Annotated in this window: 20 protein-coding genes and 2 tRNA genes; 19 read left to right on the plus strand and 3 right to left on the minus strand. The window is 69.7% G+C overall.

What is annotated here, in order from left to right; translation table 11 throughout:
* Positions 1 to 98: 98 nt before the first annotated feature.
* The 5 genes from Q9R27_RS15175 to Q9R27_RS15195 all read left to right on the plus strand — a co-directional run bounded on the left by Q9R27_RS15175 (position 99) and on the right by Q9R27_RS15195 (position 3300).
* Positions 99 to 1046, plus strand: a complete 948-nt coding sequence (locus Q9R27_RS15175) for a hypothetical protein (RefSeq protein ID WP_311253243.1) — start codon at positions 99 to 101, stop codon at positions 1044 to 1046.
* A 37-nt stretch (positions 1047 to 1083) separates the two neighbouring features.
* On the plus strand, positions 1084 to 1314 hold the full coding sequence (locus Q9R27_RS15180) for a FitA-like ribbon-helix-helix domain-containing protein (protein WP_311253244.1): 231 nt from the start codon (positions 1084 to 1086) through the stop codon (positions 1312 to 1314).
* On the plus strand, positions 1298 to 1756 hold the full coding sequence (locus Q9R27_RS15185; RefSeq protein ID WP_311253245.1) for a PIN domain-containing protein: 459 nt from the start codon (positions 1298 to 1300) through the stop codon (positions 1754 to 1756). Before Q9R27_RS15180 ends, Q9R27_RS15185 begins: the two co-directional genes overlap by 17 nt.
* A gap of 117 nt (positions 1757 to 1873) precedes the next feature.
* The gene (locus Q9R27_RS15190) at positions 1874 to 2395 is read left to right on the plus strand and encodes a SigE family RNA polymerase sigma factor (protein ID WP_311253246.1); all 522 of its coding nucleotides are present in this window, start codon (positions 1874 to 1876) and stop codon (positions 2393 to 2395) included.
* On the plus strand, positions 2392 to 3300 hold the full coding sequence (locus Q9R27_RS15195) for a hypothetical protein (RefSeq protein WP_311253247.1): 909 nt from the start codon (positions 2392 to 2394) through the stop codon (positions 3298 to 3300). Before Q9R27_RS15190 ends, Q9R27_RS15195 begins: the two co-directional genes overlap by 4 nt.
* 5 nt (positions 3301 to 3305) lie before the next feature.
* Here Q9R27_RS15195 and Q9R27_RS15200 read toward each other — a convergent pair whose 3' ends face one another.
* A complete protein-coding gene (locus Q9R27_RS15200) occupies positions 3306 to 3539 on the minus strand; it encodes a FitA-like ribbon-helix-helix domain-containing protein (protein WP_311253248.1) in 234 nt (77 codons plus the stop codon).
* Positions 3540 to 3582: 43 nt separating this feature from the next.
* Here Q9R27_RS15200 and Q9R27_RS15205 point away from each other — a divergent pair, with 43 nt between their 5' ends.
* The 12 genes from Q9R27_RS15205 (at position 3583) to Q9R27_RS15260 (ending at position 12361) form a co-directional block, all read left to right on the plus strand.
* Positions 3583 to 4836, plus strand: coding sequence for a deoxyguanosinetriphosphate triphosphohydrolase (locus tag Q9R27_RS15205; RefSeq protein ID WP_311253249.1), 1254 nt, complete (start codon positions 3583 to 3585; stop codon positions 4834 to 4836).
* Positions 4833 to 5624 carry a lytic murein transglycosylase gene (locus Q9R27_RS15210; protein ID WP_311253250.1) on the plus strand — a complete coding sequence of 264 codons (792 nt, stop codon included), beginning with the start codon at positions 4833 to 4835 and terminating at the stop codon, positions 5622 to 5624. Before Q9R27_RS15205 ends, Q9R27_RS15210 begins: the two co-directional genes overlap by 4 nt.
* A gap of 19 nt (positions 5625 to 5643) precedes the next feature.
* A complete protein-coding gene (gene dnaG, locus Q9R27_RS15215) occupies positions 5644 to 7512 on the plus strand; it encodes a DNA primase (protein ID WP_311253251.1) in 1869 nt (622 codons plus the stop codon).
* Positions 7509 to 8030, plus strand: a complete 522-nt coding sequence (locus tag Q9R27_RS15220; protein WP_311253252.1) for a hypothetical protein — start codon at positions 7509 to 7511, stop codon at positions 8028 to 8030. Before dnaG ends, Q9R27_RS15220 begins: the two co-directional genes overlap by 4 nt.
* 60 nt (positions 8031 to 8090) lie before the next feature.
* Positions 8091 to 8163: transfer RNA gene (locus Q9R27_RS15225), tRNA-Asn, on the plus strand.
* 176 nt (positions 8164 to 8339) lie between these two features.
* Complete coding sequence (locus Q9R27_RS15230) at positions 8340 to 9386, plus strand: MaoC family dehydratase (protein WP_311253253.1); 1047 nt, start codon at positions 8340 to 8342, stop codon at positions 9384 to 9386.
* A complete protein-coding gene (locus Q9R27_RS15235) occupies positions 9386 to 10336 on the plus strand; it encodes an asparaginase (protein WP_311253328.1) in 951 nt (316 codons plus the stop codon). The genes Q9R27_RS15230 and Q9R27_RS15235 overlap by 1 nt, the downstream gene beginning before the upstream one ends.
* A complete protein-coding gene (locus Q9R27_RS15240; protein ID WP_311253254.1) occupies positions 10323 to 10763 on the plus strand; it encodes a hypothetical protein in 441 nt (146 codons plus the stop codon). The genes Q9R27_RS15235 and Q9R27_RS15240 overlap by 14 nt, the downstream gene beginning before the upstream one ends.
* 28 nt (positions 10764 to 10791) lie before the next feature.
* A tRNA-Ile gene (locus Q9R27_RS15245) sits at positions 10792 to 10865 on the plus strand.
* A gap of 42 nt (positions 10866 to 10907) precedes the next feature.
* Positions 10908 to 11141 (plus strand): CopG family transcriptional regulator, encoded by a 234-nt coding sequence (locus Q9R27_RS15250; protein WP_311253255.1) that lies wholly within the window; start codon positions 10908 to 10910, stop codon positions 11139 to 11141.
* Positions 11138 to 11425 carry a PIN domain-containing protein gene (locus tag Q9R27_RS15255; RefSeq protein ID WP_311253256.1) on the plus strand — a complete coding sequence of 96 codons (288 nt, stop codon included), beginning with the start codon at positions 11138 to 11140 and terminating at the stop codon, positions 11423 to 11425. Before Q9R27_RS15250 ends, Q9R27_RS15255 begins: the two co-directional genes overlap by 4 nt.
* Before the next feature lie 195 nt (positions 11426 to 11620).
* Positions 11621 to 12361, plus strand: a complete 741-nt coding sequence (locus tag Q9R27_RS15260; RefSeq protein WP_311253257.1) for a PIG-L deacetylase family protein — start codon at positions 11621 to 11623, stop codon at positions 12359 to 12361.
* 2 nt (positions 12362 to 12363) lie between these two features.
* On the opposite strand, the gene Q9R27_RS15265 is transcribed toward Q9R27_RS15260, so the two are convergent.
* Positions 12364 to 12885: a hypothetical protein gene (locus Q9R27_RS15265; RefSeq protein WP_311253258.1), complete on the minus strand. Its 522-nt coding sequence runs from the start codon at positions 12883 to 12885 to the stop codon at positions 12364 to 12366.
* 98 nt (positions 12886 to 12983) lie between these two features.
* Here Q9R27_RS15265 and Q9R27_RS15270 point away from each other — a divergent pair, with 98 nt between their 5' ends.
* Together Q9R27_RS15270 and Q9R27_RS15275 are read left to right on the plus strand one after the other, a co-directional pair.
* On the plus strand, positions 12984 to 13919 hold the full coding sequence (locus Q9R27_RS15270) for an alpha/beta hydrolase (protein WP_311253259.1): 936 nt from the start codon (positions 12984 to 12986) through the stop codon (positions 13917 to 13919).
* A gap of 84 nt (positions 13920 to 14003) precedes the next feature.
* Positions 14004 to 14543 (plus strand): DUF3145 domain-containing protein, encoded by a 540-nt coding sequence (locus Q9R27_RS15275; protein WP_397219864.1) that lies wholly within the window; start codon positions 14004 to 14006, stop codon positions 14541 to 14543.
* Positions 14544 to 14564: 21 nt separating this feature from the next.
* Here the strand turns inward: Q9R27_RS15275 and Q9R27_RS15280 are convergent, their stop codons facing one another.
* Positions 14565 to 15443, minus strand: a complete 879-nt coding sequence (locus Q9R27_RS15280; protein WP_311253260.1) for a crotonase/enoyl-CoA hydratase family protein — start codon at positions 15441 to 15443, stop codon at positions 14565 to 14567.
* Between the last annotated feature and the right edge of the window lie 26 nt (positions 15444 to 15469).

Below are 15469 nucleotides of genomic sequence, written 5' to 3' on the forward strand. Positions count from 1 at the left end.
CCGGATCGCAACCGGGTCTGTGTTTCACTCGACGTCGCGCCGTGTTCGCAATCCGTTCGCAGCGCCGGACCATGACCCCGATGCAAAGGATCAGCGCTGTGGCGAATCCAAGCCACAAGCGGGACACCAATGCCCGCTGGACCCTCCCGACCCTCTCGACCCGCACCTGGGCCAAGGTGGCCGCCCCCGTGGCCGCAGTTGCCACCCTTGCCGTTGTCGTGACAGGCGTTGCCGCCTCCGACCCGAACGTCAAGGACGTTGTCGCCCGGGAGGCGAACACCCAGGCCGCGAACTCGCTCTCCGCCATCGCGCAGTCCGAGATCACCCTCCCGTCCCGCTCCGAGCAGGCCTCCCGCTCGGGCAGCCGCGCCGAGGCCGCTGAGAAGCAGGCCGCCGAGCAGGAAGCCGCCGAGGCCGAGGCGAAGCGCAAGGAAGCCGCCGCAGCCGAGGCCGCCGCAACGAAGAAGGCCGTCGCCGGTGCCAGCGAGAAGGCATGGGCGACCACCGACCTGAACCTGTGGGACGCCAGCGGCGACTCCGCCAGCCAGGTCGGCCTGCTCAAGGCCGGCAAGCAGGTCCTGGTCACCGGCCGCGAGCGCTCGGGCCGCACCGAGGTCGTCGTCTCCGGCAAGTCGCGCTGGGTGACCTCGGGCTACCTGAGTGACGAGGAGCCGAGCAGCACTCCTGCCGGCACCGGTGGCACCTGCTCCAACGGGACCTCGGTCCCCGGTGGGGTGAGCGCCAACATCAAGAAGGTGCACCAGGCAGTCTGCGCCCGCTATCCCGACGTCGGCTCCTATGGCACGTTCCGTGGCGACGGCGAGCACTCCCAGGGCCGCGCGATCGACATCATGGTCTCCGGCGCGCGTGGTTGGGAGATCGCTGAATACGTCCGCGCCAACGCCTCTGCGCTCGGCGTCGAATACGTGATATATGCGCAGAAGATCTGGTCGGTCGACCGCTCCGGCGAGGGGTGGCGCGGCATGGAGGACCGGGGTTCCTCGACCGCGAACCACTACGACCACGTGCACGTCACGACGTACTGAAACTGCCAGCGCTAGCATGAAGTGCTAGCATGGTGGCATGACTGCGCTGCACATCAGGGACGTCCCCGAAGAGACGGTGGCTGCCATCAAACGGCGTGCTGCGCGTCGGGGCCACTCGGTGCAGCAGGAGTTGCGAGAGGCCCTCGACAAGCTGGCGGCCGAGCCGGTCGCAGGAGGGCGCCCGCTCCCGCTGCGCCTGAGGACGGTGGCGACTGGTCGCATCGATTCGTTCGACCGGGCTGACTTCTACGATGACGACGAGCGCTGACCTGCTCGCGCTGGTGGTGGTCGACACCAACGTGTTGCTGGCCGCCACCGATCGAAGTCGCGCAGCGCACCAGGCGGCTACCGATTTTCTCAACGAGGACCTGCGCCGTCTGGCGTTGACTCCCCAGATTGCGAGGGAGTACCTCGCGGTGTCGACGCGGCCCATTGAGGCAAACGGATTCGGCCTGTCCGGGAAGGACGCCGCGGACAACCTGGAGCAGTTCCTCGACGACATGGAGCTCCTGGCCGAGGGCATCTCCACGACACGCCAGCTGATCGAACTGATCGGCGACCGATCCGCGGCAGGCAAGCAGGTTCACGACGCGAACGTCGTGGCCGTGGCCCTGGCGCACCAAGCCAAGGCGATCGTTACCGACAACACGCGACACTTCGCCCGGTTCGCCCCTTTGATTGCCGTCGAGAACCTCGGCGCCCCCGCGTGACCTTCCCTGACTCGTCCCGGGCCTGGAGCCTGGCAGGGGAAAAATAGACCCCGCTCGGGCCAACCCTTCGTGACCTGACTTCCGTCATGGTGGTTGAGGACGAAGGCAGGAGGAAGCGTGTCACGAGACGAGGAGTTCGGCGCGTACGTCGCTGGGCGGCGCCCGCACCTCTATCGGAGCGCCTGGTTGCTCTGCGGGGATCCACACCGGGCCGAGGACCTCGTTCAGGAAGCCCTGACCAAGGTGTACGTCGCCTGGCCACGGATCTCCCGGGCAGGAAGCGTCGACGCCTATGTGCGGCGGATGATCGTCAACGGCAACATTGACGAGAGCCGTCGGCCGTGGCGCAGGGAACGCCTGACCTCCCAGCCGCCGGAGGTTGTTGCGACCCCTCCGCCAGGCGAGGAGGCCGACGAACTCTGGACCGCACTGCGTGCACTCCCCGCAGGGCAACGCCGCATCGTCGTGCTGCGCCACTACTGGGGTCTCTCCGTCGAGGAGACCGCTCATGATCTCGAGGTCATCGTCGGCACCGTCAAGAGCCAGACCTCTGCGGCACTCGGGGCGTTGCGTCGCCTGCTCGTCCCCGCCGGTACCTCGGCAACACCAACCAACGACAGCCCAGGAGAAGCCCGATGAACGACCACGACCAGCTCGCCAACCGGCTCCACGAACTCGGGCAGCACGCGCCGATCCCGACAACCGGGGTGGAGATGGACATCCGCCGAGGTCGCATCGCCTTGCGACGCCGCCACGCCCGCAGCGCGGCCGGTGTCACCTCCGTCCTGGTTGCCGCCGGGGTGGTCGCTGTCGGCCTCCCCGGGCTCCACCTGCCCGGAGGTGGCGACAGCACCGCGGTCGATCCCGCCGCGGCACCTTCCGATGCGGCCTCGCCCACGCTCCCCGCAACAGATCCATGTGCTCTTGCCGGCGAGGACGCGCTGGACACGGTGCAGGGCCGGCACGGCGCGGAGGAGTCGATCGGCACCTCCACCTCCGACGACAGTGGCGCCCAGGCGATCGAGGATGAACCCGAGGTGATCGCGGCAGTGGTGGCCTATCACGAGACTGCGGTCGCCATCCTCGACCCGACGGGCGAGCACCTGGATTCCGTGGACAACGAGCGCTCGGGCAACATCCAGGCTGGTTTCCACTGCGCCCCGGAGGCGGGAGGGCAGCTCACCAGCCTCGGCACCAAGATCGGGTGGACCGACGGTGCGGCACTGGGGGTGATCGAGATCGAGGTCGTCGCGCCTGAGCACGCCGAGGAGCCTCGAGTCGTGCTCGACCACTTCCGCTGGACAGCCTATGCGGGCGACCTCCCGGCTGGTGTCCGCACGGCACATGTCACGACGTACGCCGCGAACGGCGGTGGGAGCGCGGTCATCGTCGAGCGCGCCGACGGCCTCACTGTTGCGGTCAGCACCGCCGGTGTCTGGGGCAACAACAAGCCATCCGGCTCGACGCCCGCCACCAACCTGCCGGGGATCGACGAGCTCGTGGAACTCGCCGCAAGCCCCGGGCTCACCGTCCCCGAGCGGTGACCTGATCAATGGGTTGCGATGACATCGACCTTTGCGTGCGGGCCGGGTGCTCCCGCTATCCGGGCGTCAGTCGTGACCAATGTTGCGTCCTCAAGAAGTTCACGACGGGTCGGCCGATCCAGGGAGCGGCGCAACTCGGCGAGGGCCAGGTCAGAGAGTGAAACTCCTTCCATGACGGCACGTGCCTTGAGGCGTCGGTGGACGTCTTCGGGCACATCGCGGATCTGGATCATGGGCATGAATCAACGATAGGGCGTATGTCTCGGGCTACTCTCAGGCTCGATGAACGCCGCCTACACCGACCACGACCGCGAGCGGATCGTCCCCGAGCCGCCGAAGCGGGTGGACGCGCCGATCCGGACCGCCTTCGAGCGCGACCGCGCCCGGGTGGTCCACGCCGCTGCCTCGCGGCGCCTGGCCGCCAAGACCCAGGTGGTCGGTCCGCAGAGCGACGACTTCGTGCGCAACCGGCTCACCCACTCCCTCGAGGTCGCCCAGATCGCCCGCGACCTGGCCCGCGCGCTCGGCTGCCACCCCGACATCACCGAGACCGCCGCGCTGGCCCACGACCTGGGCCACCCGCCGTTCGGGCACAACGGGGAGAAGGTCCTCGACGACCTCAGTCAGGCCTGCGGCGGGTTCGAGGGCAACGCCCAGACCCTGCGCCTGCTGGCACGGCTGGAGTCGAAGACCTTCGACGCGAGCGGCCAGTCGGTGGGGCTCAACCTCACCCGGGCCACCCTGGACGCCTGCACCAAGTATCCGTGGCAGCGCGACGCCCCCGGCACCAAGTTCGGGGTGTACGACGACGACCTCGCCGTCTTCGCCTGGCTGCGCGACGGCATCACCGGCCGGCGCAAGTGCGTGGAGGCACAGGTGATGGACCTGGCCGACGACATCGCCTATTCGGTGCACGACGTCGAGGACGGCATCGTGGCCGACCGGATCGACCTGACCCGCCTCACCTCCGCCGCCGAACGTCGTACGGTGTGGGCCACCGTGCGCGACTGGTACCTGCCCGCCGCCGATGACGACCGCCTGGACGCAGCGCTGGAGCGGATGCAGGCGATCGAGGGGTGGCCGGCGGAGCACCACGACCACAGTCGCCGCTCGCTGGCCGCGCTGAAGAACCTGACCAGTGACCTGATCGGACGCTTCTGCGGCTCGGCCCAGGCTGCCGTGGCCCGGGAGTGGTCCCCGGAGCAGTTCCGCCGCCACGAGGCCGACCTGCTGGTGCCGGAGGCGACCCTGGACGAGATCGCGGTGCTGAAGGGGATCGCTGCGCACTACGTGATGCTCTCCGACGAGCGGCGCGAAGTGATGGCGGTCCAGCGCGACGTCCTCACCGAACTGGTCGCCGTCCTGGTCGAGCGTCCCGAGCACCTGGACGCACCGTTCGCCGCGGACCATGCCGCAGCCCCGGACGACGCAGCCCGACTCCGCGTGGTCATCGACCGGGTGGCCTCGCTGACCGACTCCTCGGCGCTGGCCTGGCACCGCCGCCTGACCACCGCTGGGGCAGGAACCGTCCGGTGAAGAAGAAGCTTCCGGTGCGCCTGCTCGCCGTGGTGGGCGCCTACGTGGTCCTGGTCGCGCTGATCTCGGTCGGCTTGCTGGCCGCGCTCCATCGGTTCACACCGGATCCGGGACCGGTCCGCGAGCATGTCGCCGACCAGGTGCCCCGCCAACTCCAGGAACTCTCCGCGCCGACGCAGGGCCAGGTGAAGACCGAGGCGGTCGCGCCTGCCGCCGGGAGCAGTTCCCTGGTCGACCCGGCCTGGGTGGCGCGGGTCGCCGCAGTGACCGGGATCCCCGAACCCGCGGTGCGTGCCTATGGCCATGCGACGCTGCGGATGGCGGCCGAGCAACCCCGCTGTGGCCTGGGCTGGACCACCCTGGCCGGCATCGGCCAGATCGAGTCCCAGCACGGCACGATCGACTCCCGCACCCTGGGCGAGGACGGTCGCTCCTCGCGCGAGATCTATGGCCCGGCGCTCAACGGCACCAACGGATTCGCGGCGATCCGGGCCACGCCCGAGTCGACCCGGTGGCACGGCGACCCGCAGTGGGACCACGCGATCGGCCCGATGCAGTTCATCCCCTCGACCTGGGCCAGGTGGGGTGCCGATGGTGACGGCGACGGCACCGCCGACCCGCATGACATCGACGATGCCGCCTGGGCCGCGGCGCGCTACCTGTGCGCGGACGGTCGTCGCCTGGACTCCGACGCGTGGGGTCGGGCGATCTTCTCCTACAACCACTCCGCCGACTACGTGCACGCTGTCCACAGGGCCGCACTGACCTACGCCTCCCGCGCCTCGTAGGGGACGTAGACTCCGCCACGTGGCCGGACGGATCAAGGACGAAGACATCGCGGAGGTCCGCGAGAAGGCGAAGATCGACGACGTCGTCTCGTCCTATGTCACGCTCCGCAACGCCGGCAGCGGCTCGATGAAGGGCCTGTGCCCCTTCCACGACGAGAAGTCCCCGTCCTTCCACGTCACCCCTTCGCGCGGATTCTTCCACTGTTTCGGTTGTCAGGAAGGCGGCGACGTCTTCGACTTCCTGATGAAGATCGATGGCCTCACCTTCACCGAGACCGTCGAGCGACTGGCCGAGAAGTACGGCGTACAGCTGCGGCGCGAGGACGGCGACGGGCCGACCAAGCCGCGGGGCCCCAACCGGAGTCGCCTGGTCGATGCGCACCGGCACGCGCAGGAGTTCTACGCCGACGCGCTGGGCAGCCCGGATGCCCTGGTGGCCCGCCAGTTCCTCGACCAGCGCGGGTTCGACCGCGACGCCGCGACGCTCTTCGGTGTCGGGTTCTCGCCGCGCGGGGGAGAGGACCTGCTGCGCCACCTGCGGACCAAGGGGTTCAACGACGAGGAACTCGTCGTGGCCGGCCTGGTCGGGCGCGGTCGCGGCCTCTACGACAAGTTCCGCGGTCGGTTGATGTGGCCGATCCGGGACGCCTCCGGTGACGTGATCGGCTTCGGCGCCCGGCGGATCTTCGACGACGACCGGATCGAGGCCAAATACCTCAACACCGCCGAGACCCCCATCTACAAGAAGTCCCAGGTGCTCTACGGCATCGACCTTGCCCGCAAGACGATCCGCGACACCTCGCGCGCGGTGGTGGTCGAGGGCTACACCGACGTGATGGCCTGCCACCTGGCCGGCGTCACGAGCGCGGTGGCCACTTGCGGTACGGCGTTCGGCGACGAGCACGCCCGGGTGCTGCGCCGCTTCCTGGTCGACGACGACCGGATGAAGGGCGAGGTGATCTTCACCTTCGACGGCGACGCGGCCGGGCAGAACGCGGCGATGAAGGTCTTCCGCAGCGACCAGAACTTCTCCTCCCAGACGTACGTTGCGGTGGCGCCGGAGGGGATGGACCCGTGCGACCTGCGCCTCAAGCGCGGTGATGCGGCGGTGCAGGAACTCGTCGAGGGACGGGTGCCGCTGTATCGCTTCGCACTCGAGAACATCGTGGCCCGCTTCGACCTCGACCGCGCCGACAGTCGGGTCGATGCGCTGCGCGAGGCTTCCGACCTGGTTGCCAGCGTGCGCGACAAGTCCAAGGTCGAGGCGTTCACCCGCGAACTGGCCCGGATGATCGGCATCGACGTCGACGTCGCGCGTGCCGAGGTACGCCGCGCCAGCTCCCGCCCGGCACGCAGCACGCGACCCCAGCAACGCCAGGTCCAGCCGGTCCAGCAGCCACAGGCGCCGCCGTTGCCGGACCTGCGTGACCCCCGGTTCGCGCTCGAGCGGGAGACGCTGAAGCTGGTCCTGCAGCACCCGCAGGTGGTGGTCCGCTCCGCCGACGGCCTCGGGCCCGCCGACTTCACCCACCCGACGTACCGCGGGGTGTGGCAGGCGATCGCCAGCACCGGGGGACCTGCCGCGGCAACGCCGACCTGGCTGGCCGGCGTACGGGCCGCCGCGACCGACGACGCCGTCGCTGCCGCGGTCAGCGGGCTGGGAGTGGAGCCGTTGCTCAAGCGCGGCGAGCCGGACACCGACTATGTGCACGCCCACGTCTACCGGCTCCAGGAGGTCACCGCGTTGCGGCGCATCGAGGACCTGAAGAGCCGGCTGCAGCGGACCAGCCAGGTCGAGCACCCCGAGGAGCACCAGTCGGTCTTCGCGGAGCTGGTCGCGATGGAACAGCAGCGCCGCCTCCTGCGCCAGCGGGCGATGGGCGCATGAAGATCCCCGGGATGAAGAAGATGAACCGGCTCCCGGCCGCCGCCCGTGCCGTGGCGCTGCCGCCGGGGGAGAAGGCACTGGCCGGTGCGGTGACCGAGGACGGCCAGGCAGTCATCGGCACCCGCGACGCGCTCCACCTGGCGCTTGCCCAAGGAACGACCCGGCTCGGCTGGGAAGAGATCGAGCGCGCCGACTGGGACGCCGAGACCGGCCTCCTGACCGTGGTCGGCGTTGGCACCTGGGGCGAGCAGAAGCCGCACTTCGAGCTGGCGTTGCCCGAGCCGGGCCAGTTGCTGGAACTGGTCCGCGAGCGCGTCACCGCCAGTGTGGTGCTGCAGCGCCACTTCCGGATCACCGACACCTTGGGCGGCAAGGTGATCGCTCGCCGGGCCCCGCGCGGCGACGAGCCGATCCACTGGTTCCACGAGTTCGACGCCGGGGTGGACCCCGACGACCCGGACGTACGACGCCTCGCCGCCCAGGCCCTGGCCCGGGCCCGCGAGGAGACCGGTTTCTGAGCCCGGCCCGGATTCGCAACGCGGCGGCGTCCTTGCTATTCTTCCCGGGCTGCCAAGCGATCCCCTGTAGCTCAACTGGCAGAGCATTCGGCTGTTAACCGGAGGGTTGTTGGTTCGAGTCCAACCGGGGGAGCAAGTGAAAGGCCTCTGGCCCGCGAAATGTGCGGGCCCGGGGCCTTGTTCCATGTTCGGGCCAGGCTGCCGGGCGGAGGGCCGGTAAGTCGGAATAGCGCGGCCGTTATTCCGACTTATGCGACTCCATGCCGGACACGGTGTCGACCGTCAACAGCGAAGCGACACAATGGCCCCATGAGCGAGACGCTGAGCAAGACGAACCCGGGCAACTTCTTCGAGGACTTCACCATCGGACAGGTGATCCGCCACGCCACACCGCGCACCGTCACCGACGGTGACCGTGCGGTCTACGGATCGCTCTACCCGACCCGCTTCGCGGTGCCCTCCTCGGCGGAGTTCGCGGCGTCGGTCGGCCTGGCGCCCCACCCGGTGGAGGACCTGATCGCCTTCCACATCGCCTTCGGCAAGACCGTGCCCGACGTCTCGCTCAACGCGGTGGCCAACCTCGGGTATGCCGAACTCCGCTTCCACCGCCCCGTGGTGCCCGGCGACACCCTCTCCACCAGTTCCGAGGTGATCGGCCTCAAGCAGAACTCCAACGGCAAGACCGGCGTGGTCCACGTCCGCTCCACCGCGGTCAACCAGCGCGACGAGGTCGTCCTCGACTGGGCCCGCTGGGTGATGGTCCACAAGCGCAACCACGACGCGCCCGCCCCGGAGACCGTCGTACCCGAGCTGGCCGACGTGGTCGCGCCCGAGGACCTGATCGTGCCCGAGGGACTGGACTTCACCGGTTATGACTTCACCGCGGCCGGGGAGCCGCACCGCTTCGACGACTACCAGGTGGGCGAGAAGATCGACCACGTCGACGGCGTCACGCTCACCGACTCCGAGCACCAGCAGGCCACCCGGTTGTGGCAGAACACCGCCAAGGTGCACTTCAACACAGAGGCCCGCCCGGACGGCAACCGGCTGATCTATGGCGGCCACGTCATCTCGATGGCCCGCGCGCTCTCCTTCAACGGCCTGGCCAACGCCCAGCTCATCGCGGCCATCAACGGCGGGGCCCACACCGCCCCCGCGTTCGCCGGCGACACCGTCTATGCCTGGTCCGAAGTGCTCGACAAGGCCGAGACCTCCGCACCCGGCGTCGGCGCACTGCGGCTGCGCCTGGTCGCCAGCAAGGGACGCGACGAGTCGATGACACTGCGCGGCGAGGACGGGAAGTACGCCGCCGGCGTGCTGCTGGACCTCGACCTGTGGGCCCTCGTGCCGCGGTGATGCCCGTCGTCGCCGAGATCGTCCGCAACGGCGTGGTGGAGGGCAAGCACCACGGATCCGTGGTCGCCCTGCGCGACGACGGCAGCGTGGACTGGGCGGTCGGTGAGGTCGAGGAGCCGATCCTGCCCCGCTCGTGCAACAAGCCGCTGCAGGCGCTGGCGATGGTCCGGGCCGGGCTGGACCTGCCGCCCGACCTGCTGGCACTGGCCTGCGCATCGCACTCCGGGGAGCCGTTCCACGTTGAGGGCGTACGCCGGATCCTGGCCTCGGCGGGCCTGGACGAGTCGGCGCTGCAGTGCCCGGCCGACTTCCCGCTCGACGAGCAGGCCCGCCACGACGTGATCCGCTCGGGCGGCGACAAGGCCCCGATCCTGATGAACTGCTCCGGCAAGCACGCCGCGATGCTGGCCACCTGCGTCACCACCGGCTGGGACCCGGCGACCTACCTCGCCCCGATGCACCCGCTGCAGCGGTTCACCGTCCAGGTCTTCACCGAGATGACCGGCGAGCCGGTCGCCCACCATGCCGTCGACGGATGCGGGGCGCCGCTGCTCTCGACCTCCATGGTCGGCCTGGCGAGGGCGTTCCGCCGGTTGGCGCGCGCCACCGCGGGGCCCGCGCACCGCATCGCGGAAGCCATCCGCACCCACCCGGCGTACGTGTCGGGCACCCGCCGCGACGAGCGCGCGCTCCTGGAGGCAATCCCCGGCGCGATCGCGAAGTTCGGTGCCGAGGCCTGCCACGTCGTGGCCCTGGCCGATGGCCGCGCCTTTGCCCTCAAGATCGAGGACGGTGGCGACCGGGCCAGGCCCGTAGTGATGGCCGCGGCCCTGCGCCGCAGTGGCGTCGACACCGAGGCCGGGGTGGACACCGCGGCCGTGCGGCGTACCGGCGAGCACGTGCTGCTCGGCGGCGGTGTGCCGGTGGGGGAGATCCGTGCGACCCTCTGACGCCTTCTACTGGATCGGCGTCGGCTTCGTGGTGCTCGGCGGGCTCATCGCCGCGGTGACCAGCCCGCTGGACCTCTACAAGGGCAGCTGGCTCGCGGCGTACGTCGTGCTGGTCTGCGGAGTCTGTCTGGCGGCGCTTGGGCGGGCCCAGGAACACCTGGTGCAGCGGCCGGTGCCGGTACGCCTGTGGTGGGCCCAGTTCGCCGCCTGGAACCTCGGCAACGCGCTGGTGGTGACCGGCACCATGGTGAAGTCGCCGTGGGTGGTCGACGCCGGCGGCGTGCTCCTCCTGGCAGTCGTCGGCTCCGCGGTGTGGAGGGTGCGCGGCGGCGTACGACGCGGATGGGGCTGGGCCTACGCGCTGGTGCTGGCGGTGCTTGCCGTGACCGTCCCGATCGGGCTGGTCCTCGCGCACCTCAGGAATTGACTCCGATAGGCTCACCCGGCACCACCAGGGGGCGGTAGCTCAATCGGTTAGAGCAGGAGACTCATAACCTCCCGGTCGTGGGTTCGAGCCCCACCCGCCCTACCCAAGCCGTCGCGCCATATACGTATGGCGCACGATGTTGGCATGGTGCGCACGACGATCTACTTGCCCGACGACCTCAAGGCCGCGCTTGAAGCACGCGCGGAGGCTGACGGGCGCACCGAGTCCGACATTATCCGCGAGGCGCTGGCCGAGAAGCTGCGCGGCCCGGGCAAGACGGCCCGCGACATGCGGTTCGGCCTCTTCGACAGTGGCACCTCCACCACATCGACCGATGTCGACGAGGTCTTGGCCGAAACCGGATTCGGCGCGGCGTGACACTGATCGCCGACACCGGAGCGATCTACGCCTGCTACGACCGCTCCGATACCCATCACGCCGCAGTGAAGGCATTCCTCACTGACCTCGACGAGAAGCTGCGGGTGCCTGCCCTGGTCCTGGCGGAACTGGATCACCTGGTCGGTGTCCGCCTCGGTGAGCAGGCACGCGCCACGGTGATCGCCGATGTCCTGGACACCATGACCGTCGTCGGCCTCGACCAAGACACCGTCGTCCGAGCGGCCAGCGTGGCGGGGGTCTACGGAGACTGCCCCTCGGCCTGACCGACGCCACCCTCGTCATCCACGCACAGGACTACCGCACCCGCGACCTGTTCACGGTGGACCAGCGCCACTTCCGTGCCGTCAAGCCCCTGTGGGGTGGCGACAGCTTCCGCCTGCTCCCCTTCGACGCGTAGCTTCACGCTGACCGCAGGCGGGACACTGGCCCGGGTGGGCTCCGGGTGTCATGCTCGACGCATGGCACCTGACACACTCGAGCCCCTGCGCGAAGACTGGACCCGGGCACTGGCCATCGTGGCCCACCCTGATGACATGGAGTTCGGTGCTGCGGCCGCGGTGGCACGCTGGACCGGGCAGGGCAAGGAGATCGCCTATTGCCTGGTGACCAGCGGCGAGGCGGGCATCGACGCGATGACGCCCGGGCAGTGCCGTGAGGTGCGCGAGGCCGAGCAGGTCGAGTCATGCCGGATCGTGGGCGTGGACAAGGTCGACTTCCTGCGCCAGCCCGACGGCATCCTGGAATACGGCGTGGAACTGCGGCGCCTGCTCGCCGCAGTGGTACGCCGCCACCGCCCCGAGATCGTGATCACCGGCAACTTCCGCGAGACCTGGGGCGGGAAGAACCTCAACCAGGCCGACCACATCGCAGTCGGCCGGGCCGTGGTGGACGCGGTGCGCGATGCCGGCAACCGGTGGATCTTCACCGAGCAGCTCGTCGGCGGGGTCGAGCCATGGGGCGGCGTACAGGAGGTGTGGGCCTTCGGTTCGCCGCAGGCGACCCACGCGGTCGATACCAGCGACACCTTCGCCACCGGCGTGGCCTCGCTGGAGGCCCACCGCGCCTACATCGACGGACTCGGCTGGGCGGACTGGGACGCCGGCGAGTTCCTGGAGGGAGCGGCCCGTGCAGCCGGCCAGCGACTGGGTACGCCGTTTGCGGCGCCGTTCGAGGTGTTCCCGATGGGCTGGGGCGAATAGCCTCAGCCGAGGAAGGTGACGGCGAAGGTGGGGCCTGCAGCGCTCTCACCGCGCTGCAGGCCGTCACGGAAGGCCACCCGGACCCGGTCGAGTTCGATGGTCGCGGCGTCCTGTGCGGTGATGGAGAGGATCAACTGGTCGGTGCCGATGCGCAGGTCGCGGTCGGCGGCGTCGACGAGTGCGCTGCAGAACCGGGTGGCGTCGGTGGTCTGGGCGATCGAGCCGTCCACGCAGATCAGCGCCTTGACGCTGGCCGTGCCGCCCTTCGCCTCGGGCACCGTCACCTCGGTGACCCGGACCGTCCGGCCTGCCTGGCTGGTGTCGGTGACGCCGAGGTAGACCGTCCGCCCGACGGTGGCCTGGGCGCTCGCGGTGCGGTCCTGGGTGGCGAGGTCCTGGGGGTGGCCCAGCCACCACAGCCCGACGGCGAGCACCGCGAAGACGACCGGGATCCAGAGCCAGCGCAGCCAGCGCCGTGGGGTGATCTCCAACCCCGGGGGCGGCAGCACGGTGCTCGGGCTCATGCAGCACAGCGTAGGTCGTTGCGCCCGCTCTTGTCCGGCAGACGAGCAAGCAGGTTCCGATCCGTAACATTTGCCGACGCTCCCCGGTTGGAGGAGACATGAAGTCCCTGGAACGTCCGGCCCTGGAGGGCACGGTCGCCGTCCGTGATCACCGCCGCCTGAGCTTCGCCGAATACGGCCACCGCGACGGCGCCCCCGTCATCTGGCTCCACGGCACCCCCAGCGGGCGCCGCCAGATCCCGCTCGAGGCGCGTGCGTACGCCGTGGCCAACGGGCTGCGCATCATCGGCGTGGACCGCCCCGGGATCGGTTCCTCGACGCCACACCTCTATCCGGACATCGCCGACTGGGTCGCGGACCTGGAGATCCTGGCCGACACCCTCGGGGTGGAGCAGATGAGCCTGATCGGGCTCTCCGGTGGCGGCCCCTACGCGCTGGCCGGCGGGCACGGCCTGCCCGACCGGGTGCACGGTGTGGGCGTGCTCGGCGGCGTCGCGCCGACCGTCGGGGAGGAGGCGGCCGAGGGCGGGATCATCCAGCTGGCGGTGCGCCTGGCCCCGGTGATCTCGGCGGTGCGGGTGCCGCTGGGTCACGCACTCACCCGGGCGATCCGCCTGGTCAAGCCGGCCGCCGGCGCCGGCCTGGACCTGTATGCGGCGTTCCAGCCGCCCGGCGACAAGAACCTGCTCAGCCGGCCCGAGTTCAAGGCGATGTTCCTTGACGACCTCCTCAACGGATCCCGCTTCCAGACCTCGGCGCCGCTCAGCGACCTGGTCCTCTTCACCCGTGACTGGGGCTTCCGGGTGGCCGACATCGAGGTCCCGGTGCGCTGGTGGCACGGGGATGACGACCACATCGTGCCGTTCGCGCACGGTGAGCACACCACCGCGCTGATTCCCGATGCGGAGTTGCGCACGATCGCGGGGGAGAGCCACCTGGGTGGGCTCGGGGTCGCCGAGGAGGTGCTGGGCACGCTCGCCAGCCTGGGTGTACGGCGTACCACTGGCATTCTGCGGCCCCATGGGTCACAATGACTGCATAACTACACAGGTGTCACTTGAGTGACTCCGTCTCGCTTGTCGATGACCGCTGGGGAAGGCGTATCTCGACGCCTTGAGATGGAGGAGGTCACAGTGACCACGACTGCTACGCGCAACAACAACCCGGTGACGAGGGGAATCCTCTTCATCCACTCTGCGCCGTCCGCACTGTGCCCGCACATCGAGTGGGCGGTGGGCGGCGTACTTGGCGTTGCCGTGAACCTGGACTGGACGCCGCAACCGGCCCAGTCCGGCACCTACCGTGCCGAGCTCTCCTGGACCGGGGACGCCGGCTCGGCTGCCGCCGTCGTCTCGGCGCTGCGCGGCTGGAACCACCTGCGCTTCGAGATCACCGAGGACCCGACCCCTTCCACCGAGGGTGCCCGCTATTCGTTCACCCCCGAGCTCGGTGTCTTCCACGCCGTCACTGGCCTGCACGGTGACGTGATGATCCCCGAGGACCGGCTCAAGGCTGCCGTGGTCAAGGCGGCGCTGGGGGAGACCACCGTGCTCAACGAGATCGACAAGCTGCTCGGCAAGCCCTGGGACGACGAACTGGAGACCTTCCGCCACGCGGGCGACGGCGCCCCCGTGCGCTGGCTGCACCAGGTCGTGTAGTCCAGCCGCCGCTTGGCGCGTTCACCAGGGATAGAACGGCGGCATCTGGGATGCCTTGGAGGTGAACTCCGGATCCCGCTTCTCCAGGAACGCAGCCACGCCCTCCTTGCCGTCGCCGATCGAGGTGTAGAACATCGACAGCGAATCGACCTGGTGCGCCTCGAGCGGGTGCGTGGTGGCGCTGTTGCGATAGAGCATCTGCCGGGCCAGGGCGACACCGACCGGCGAGCGGTTGTGGGTGAACTTCTTCGCCAGCGCGTACGCCGCGTCGAGCAGGTCGTCGGGAGCGTGGACTGACTTCACCAGGCCGCCCTCGCGCGCCTCCTCGGCGGTGAGGATGTCGGCGGAATAGATCCACTCCAGCGCCTGTGAGATGCCCACGATCCGGGGCAGGAACCAGGTCGAGGCCGCCTCGGGAGTGATCCCGAGCCTGCCGAAGACGAACCCGATCCTGGCCTTCTCCGAGGCCAGCCGGATGTCCATCGCGCAGAGCATGGTGGCGCCGATGCCGACCGCGGCGCCGTTCACCGCGCCGATCACCGGCTTCTTGCAGTTGAAGATGGCCAGGGTGACCCGGCCCCCGGTGTCGCGGACCCCGGCATGGATCGCGGGGTCGTCGAGCCGCTCGGTCAGATCGCCCAGGGTGGGGGACTGGGACTCGTCGAGACCGAAGACGTTGCCCTCGCGGGTCAGGTCCATCCCGGCACAGAACGCCTTCCCTTCACCGGTGACCACGACCGCGCGCACGGCGTCGTCCTCACTGGCCCGGTTGAACGCGGCCTCCAGTTCGTCGGCCATGGTCACGGTGAACGAGTTCAGCTGCTCGGGGCGGTTGAGGCGCAGGGTCAGAATGCCGTCGGCGTCCACGTTCCAGGCAAGGGTCTCGAAGTCGTCAGTCATGGCCGCAGGCTATCGCGGAGCAGGAG

The sequence above is a fragment of the Nocardioides sp. AE5 genome, from assembly GCF_031844485.1.
Lineage (GTDB): Bacteria > Actinomycetota > Actinomycetes > Propionibacteriales > Nocardioidaceae > Nocardioides.

Coding starts and splice junctions, on each gene's coding strand:
- Q9R27_RS15195 (WP_311253247.1), top strand. CDS start 2,392: ATGAACGACCACGACCAGCTCGCCAACCGGCTCCACGAACTCGGGCAG.
- Q9R27_RS15220 (WP_311253252.1), top strand. CDS start 7,509: ATGAAGATCCCCGGGATGAAGAAGATGAACCGGCTCCCGGCCGCCGCC.
- Q9R27_RS15180 (WP_311253244.1), top strand. CDS start 1,084: ATGACTGCGCTGCACATCAGGGACGTCCCCGAAGAGACGGTGGCTGCC.
- Q9R27_RS15185 (WP_311253245.1), top strand. CDS start 1,298: ATGACGACGAGCGCTGACCTGCTCGCGCTGGTGGTGGTCGACACCAAC.
- Q9R27_RS15250 (WP_311253255.1), top strand. CDS start 10,908: ATGGTGCGCACGACGATCTACTTGCCCGACGACCTCAAGGCCGCGCTT.
- Q9R27_RS15270 (WP_311253259.1), top strand. CDS start 12,984: ATGAAGTCCCTGGAACGTCCGGCCCTGGAGGGCACGGTCGCCGTCCGT.
- Q9R27_RS15275 (WP_397219864.1), top strand. CDS start 14,004: ATGGAGGAGGTCACAGTGACCACGACTGCTACGCGCAACAACAACCCG.
- Q9R27_RS15230 (WP_311253253.1), top strand. CDS start 8,340: ATGAGCGAGACGCTGAGCAAGACGAACCCGGGCAACTTCTTCGAGGAC.
- Q9R27_RS15200 (WP_311253248.1), bottom strand. CDS start 3,539: ATGCCCATGATCCAGATCCGCGATGTGCCCGAAGACGTCCACCGACGC.
- Q9R27_RS15265 (WP_311253258.1), bottom strand. CDS start 12,885: ATGAGCCCGAGCACCGTGCTGCCGCCCCCGGGGTTGGAGATCACCCCA.
- Q9R27_RS15260 (WP_311253257.1), top strand. CDS start 11,621: ATGGCACCTGACACACTCGAGCCCCTGCGCGAAGACTGGACCCGGGCA.
- Q9R27_RS15235 (WP_311253328.1), top strand. CDS start 9,386: ATGCCCGTCGTCGCCGAGATCGTCCGCAACGGCGTGGTGGAGGGCAAG.
- Q9R27_RS15205 (WP_311253249.1), top strand. CDS start 3,583: ATGAACGCCGCCTACACCGACCACGACCGCGAGCGGATCGTCCCCGAG.
- Q9R27_RS15280 (WP_311253260.1), bottom strand. CDS start 15,443: ATGACTGACGACTTCGAGACCCTTGCCTGGAACGTGGACGCCGACGGC.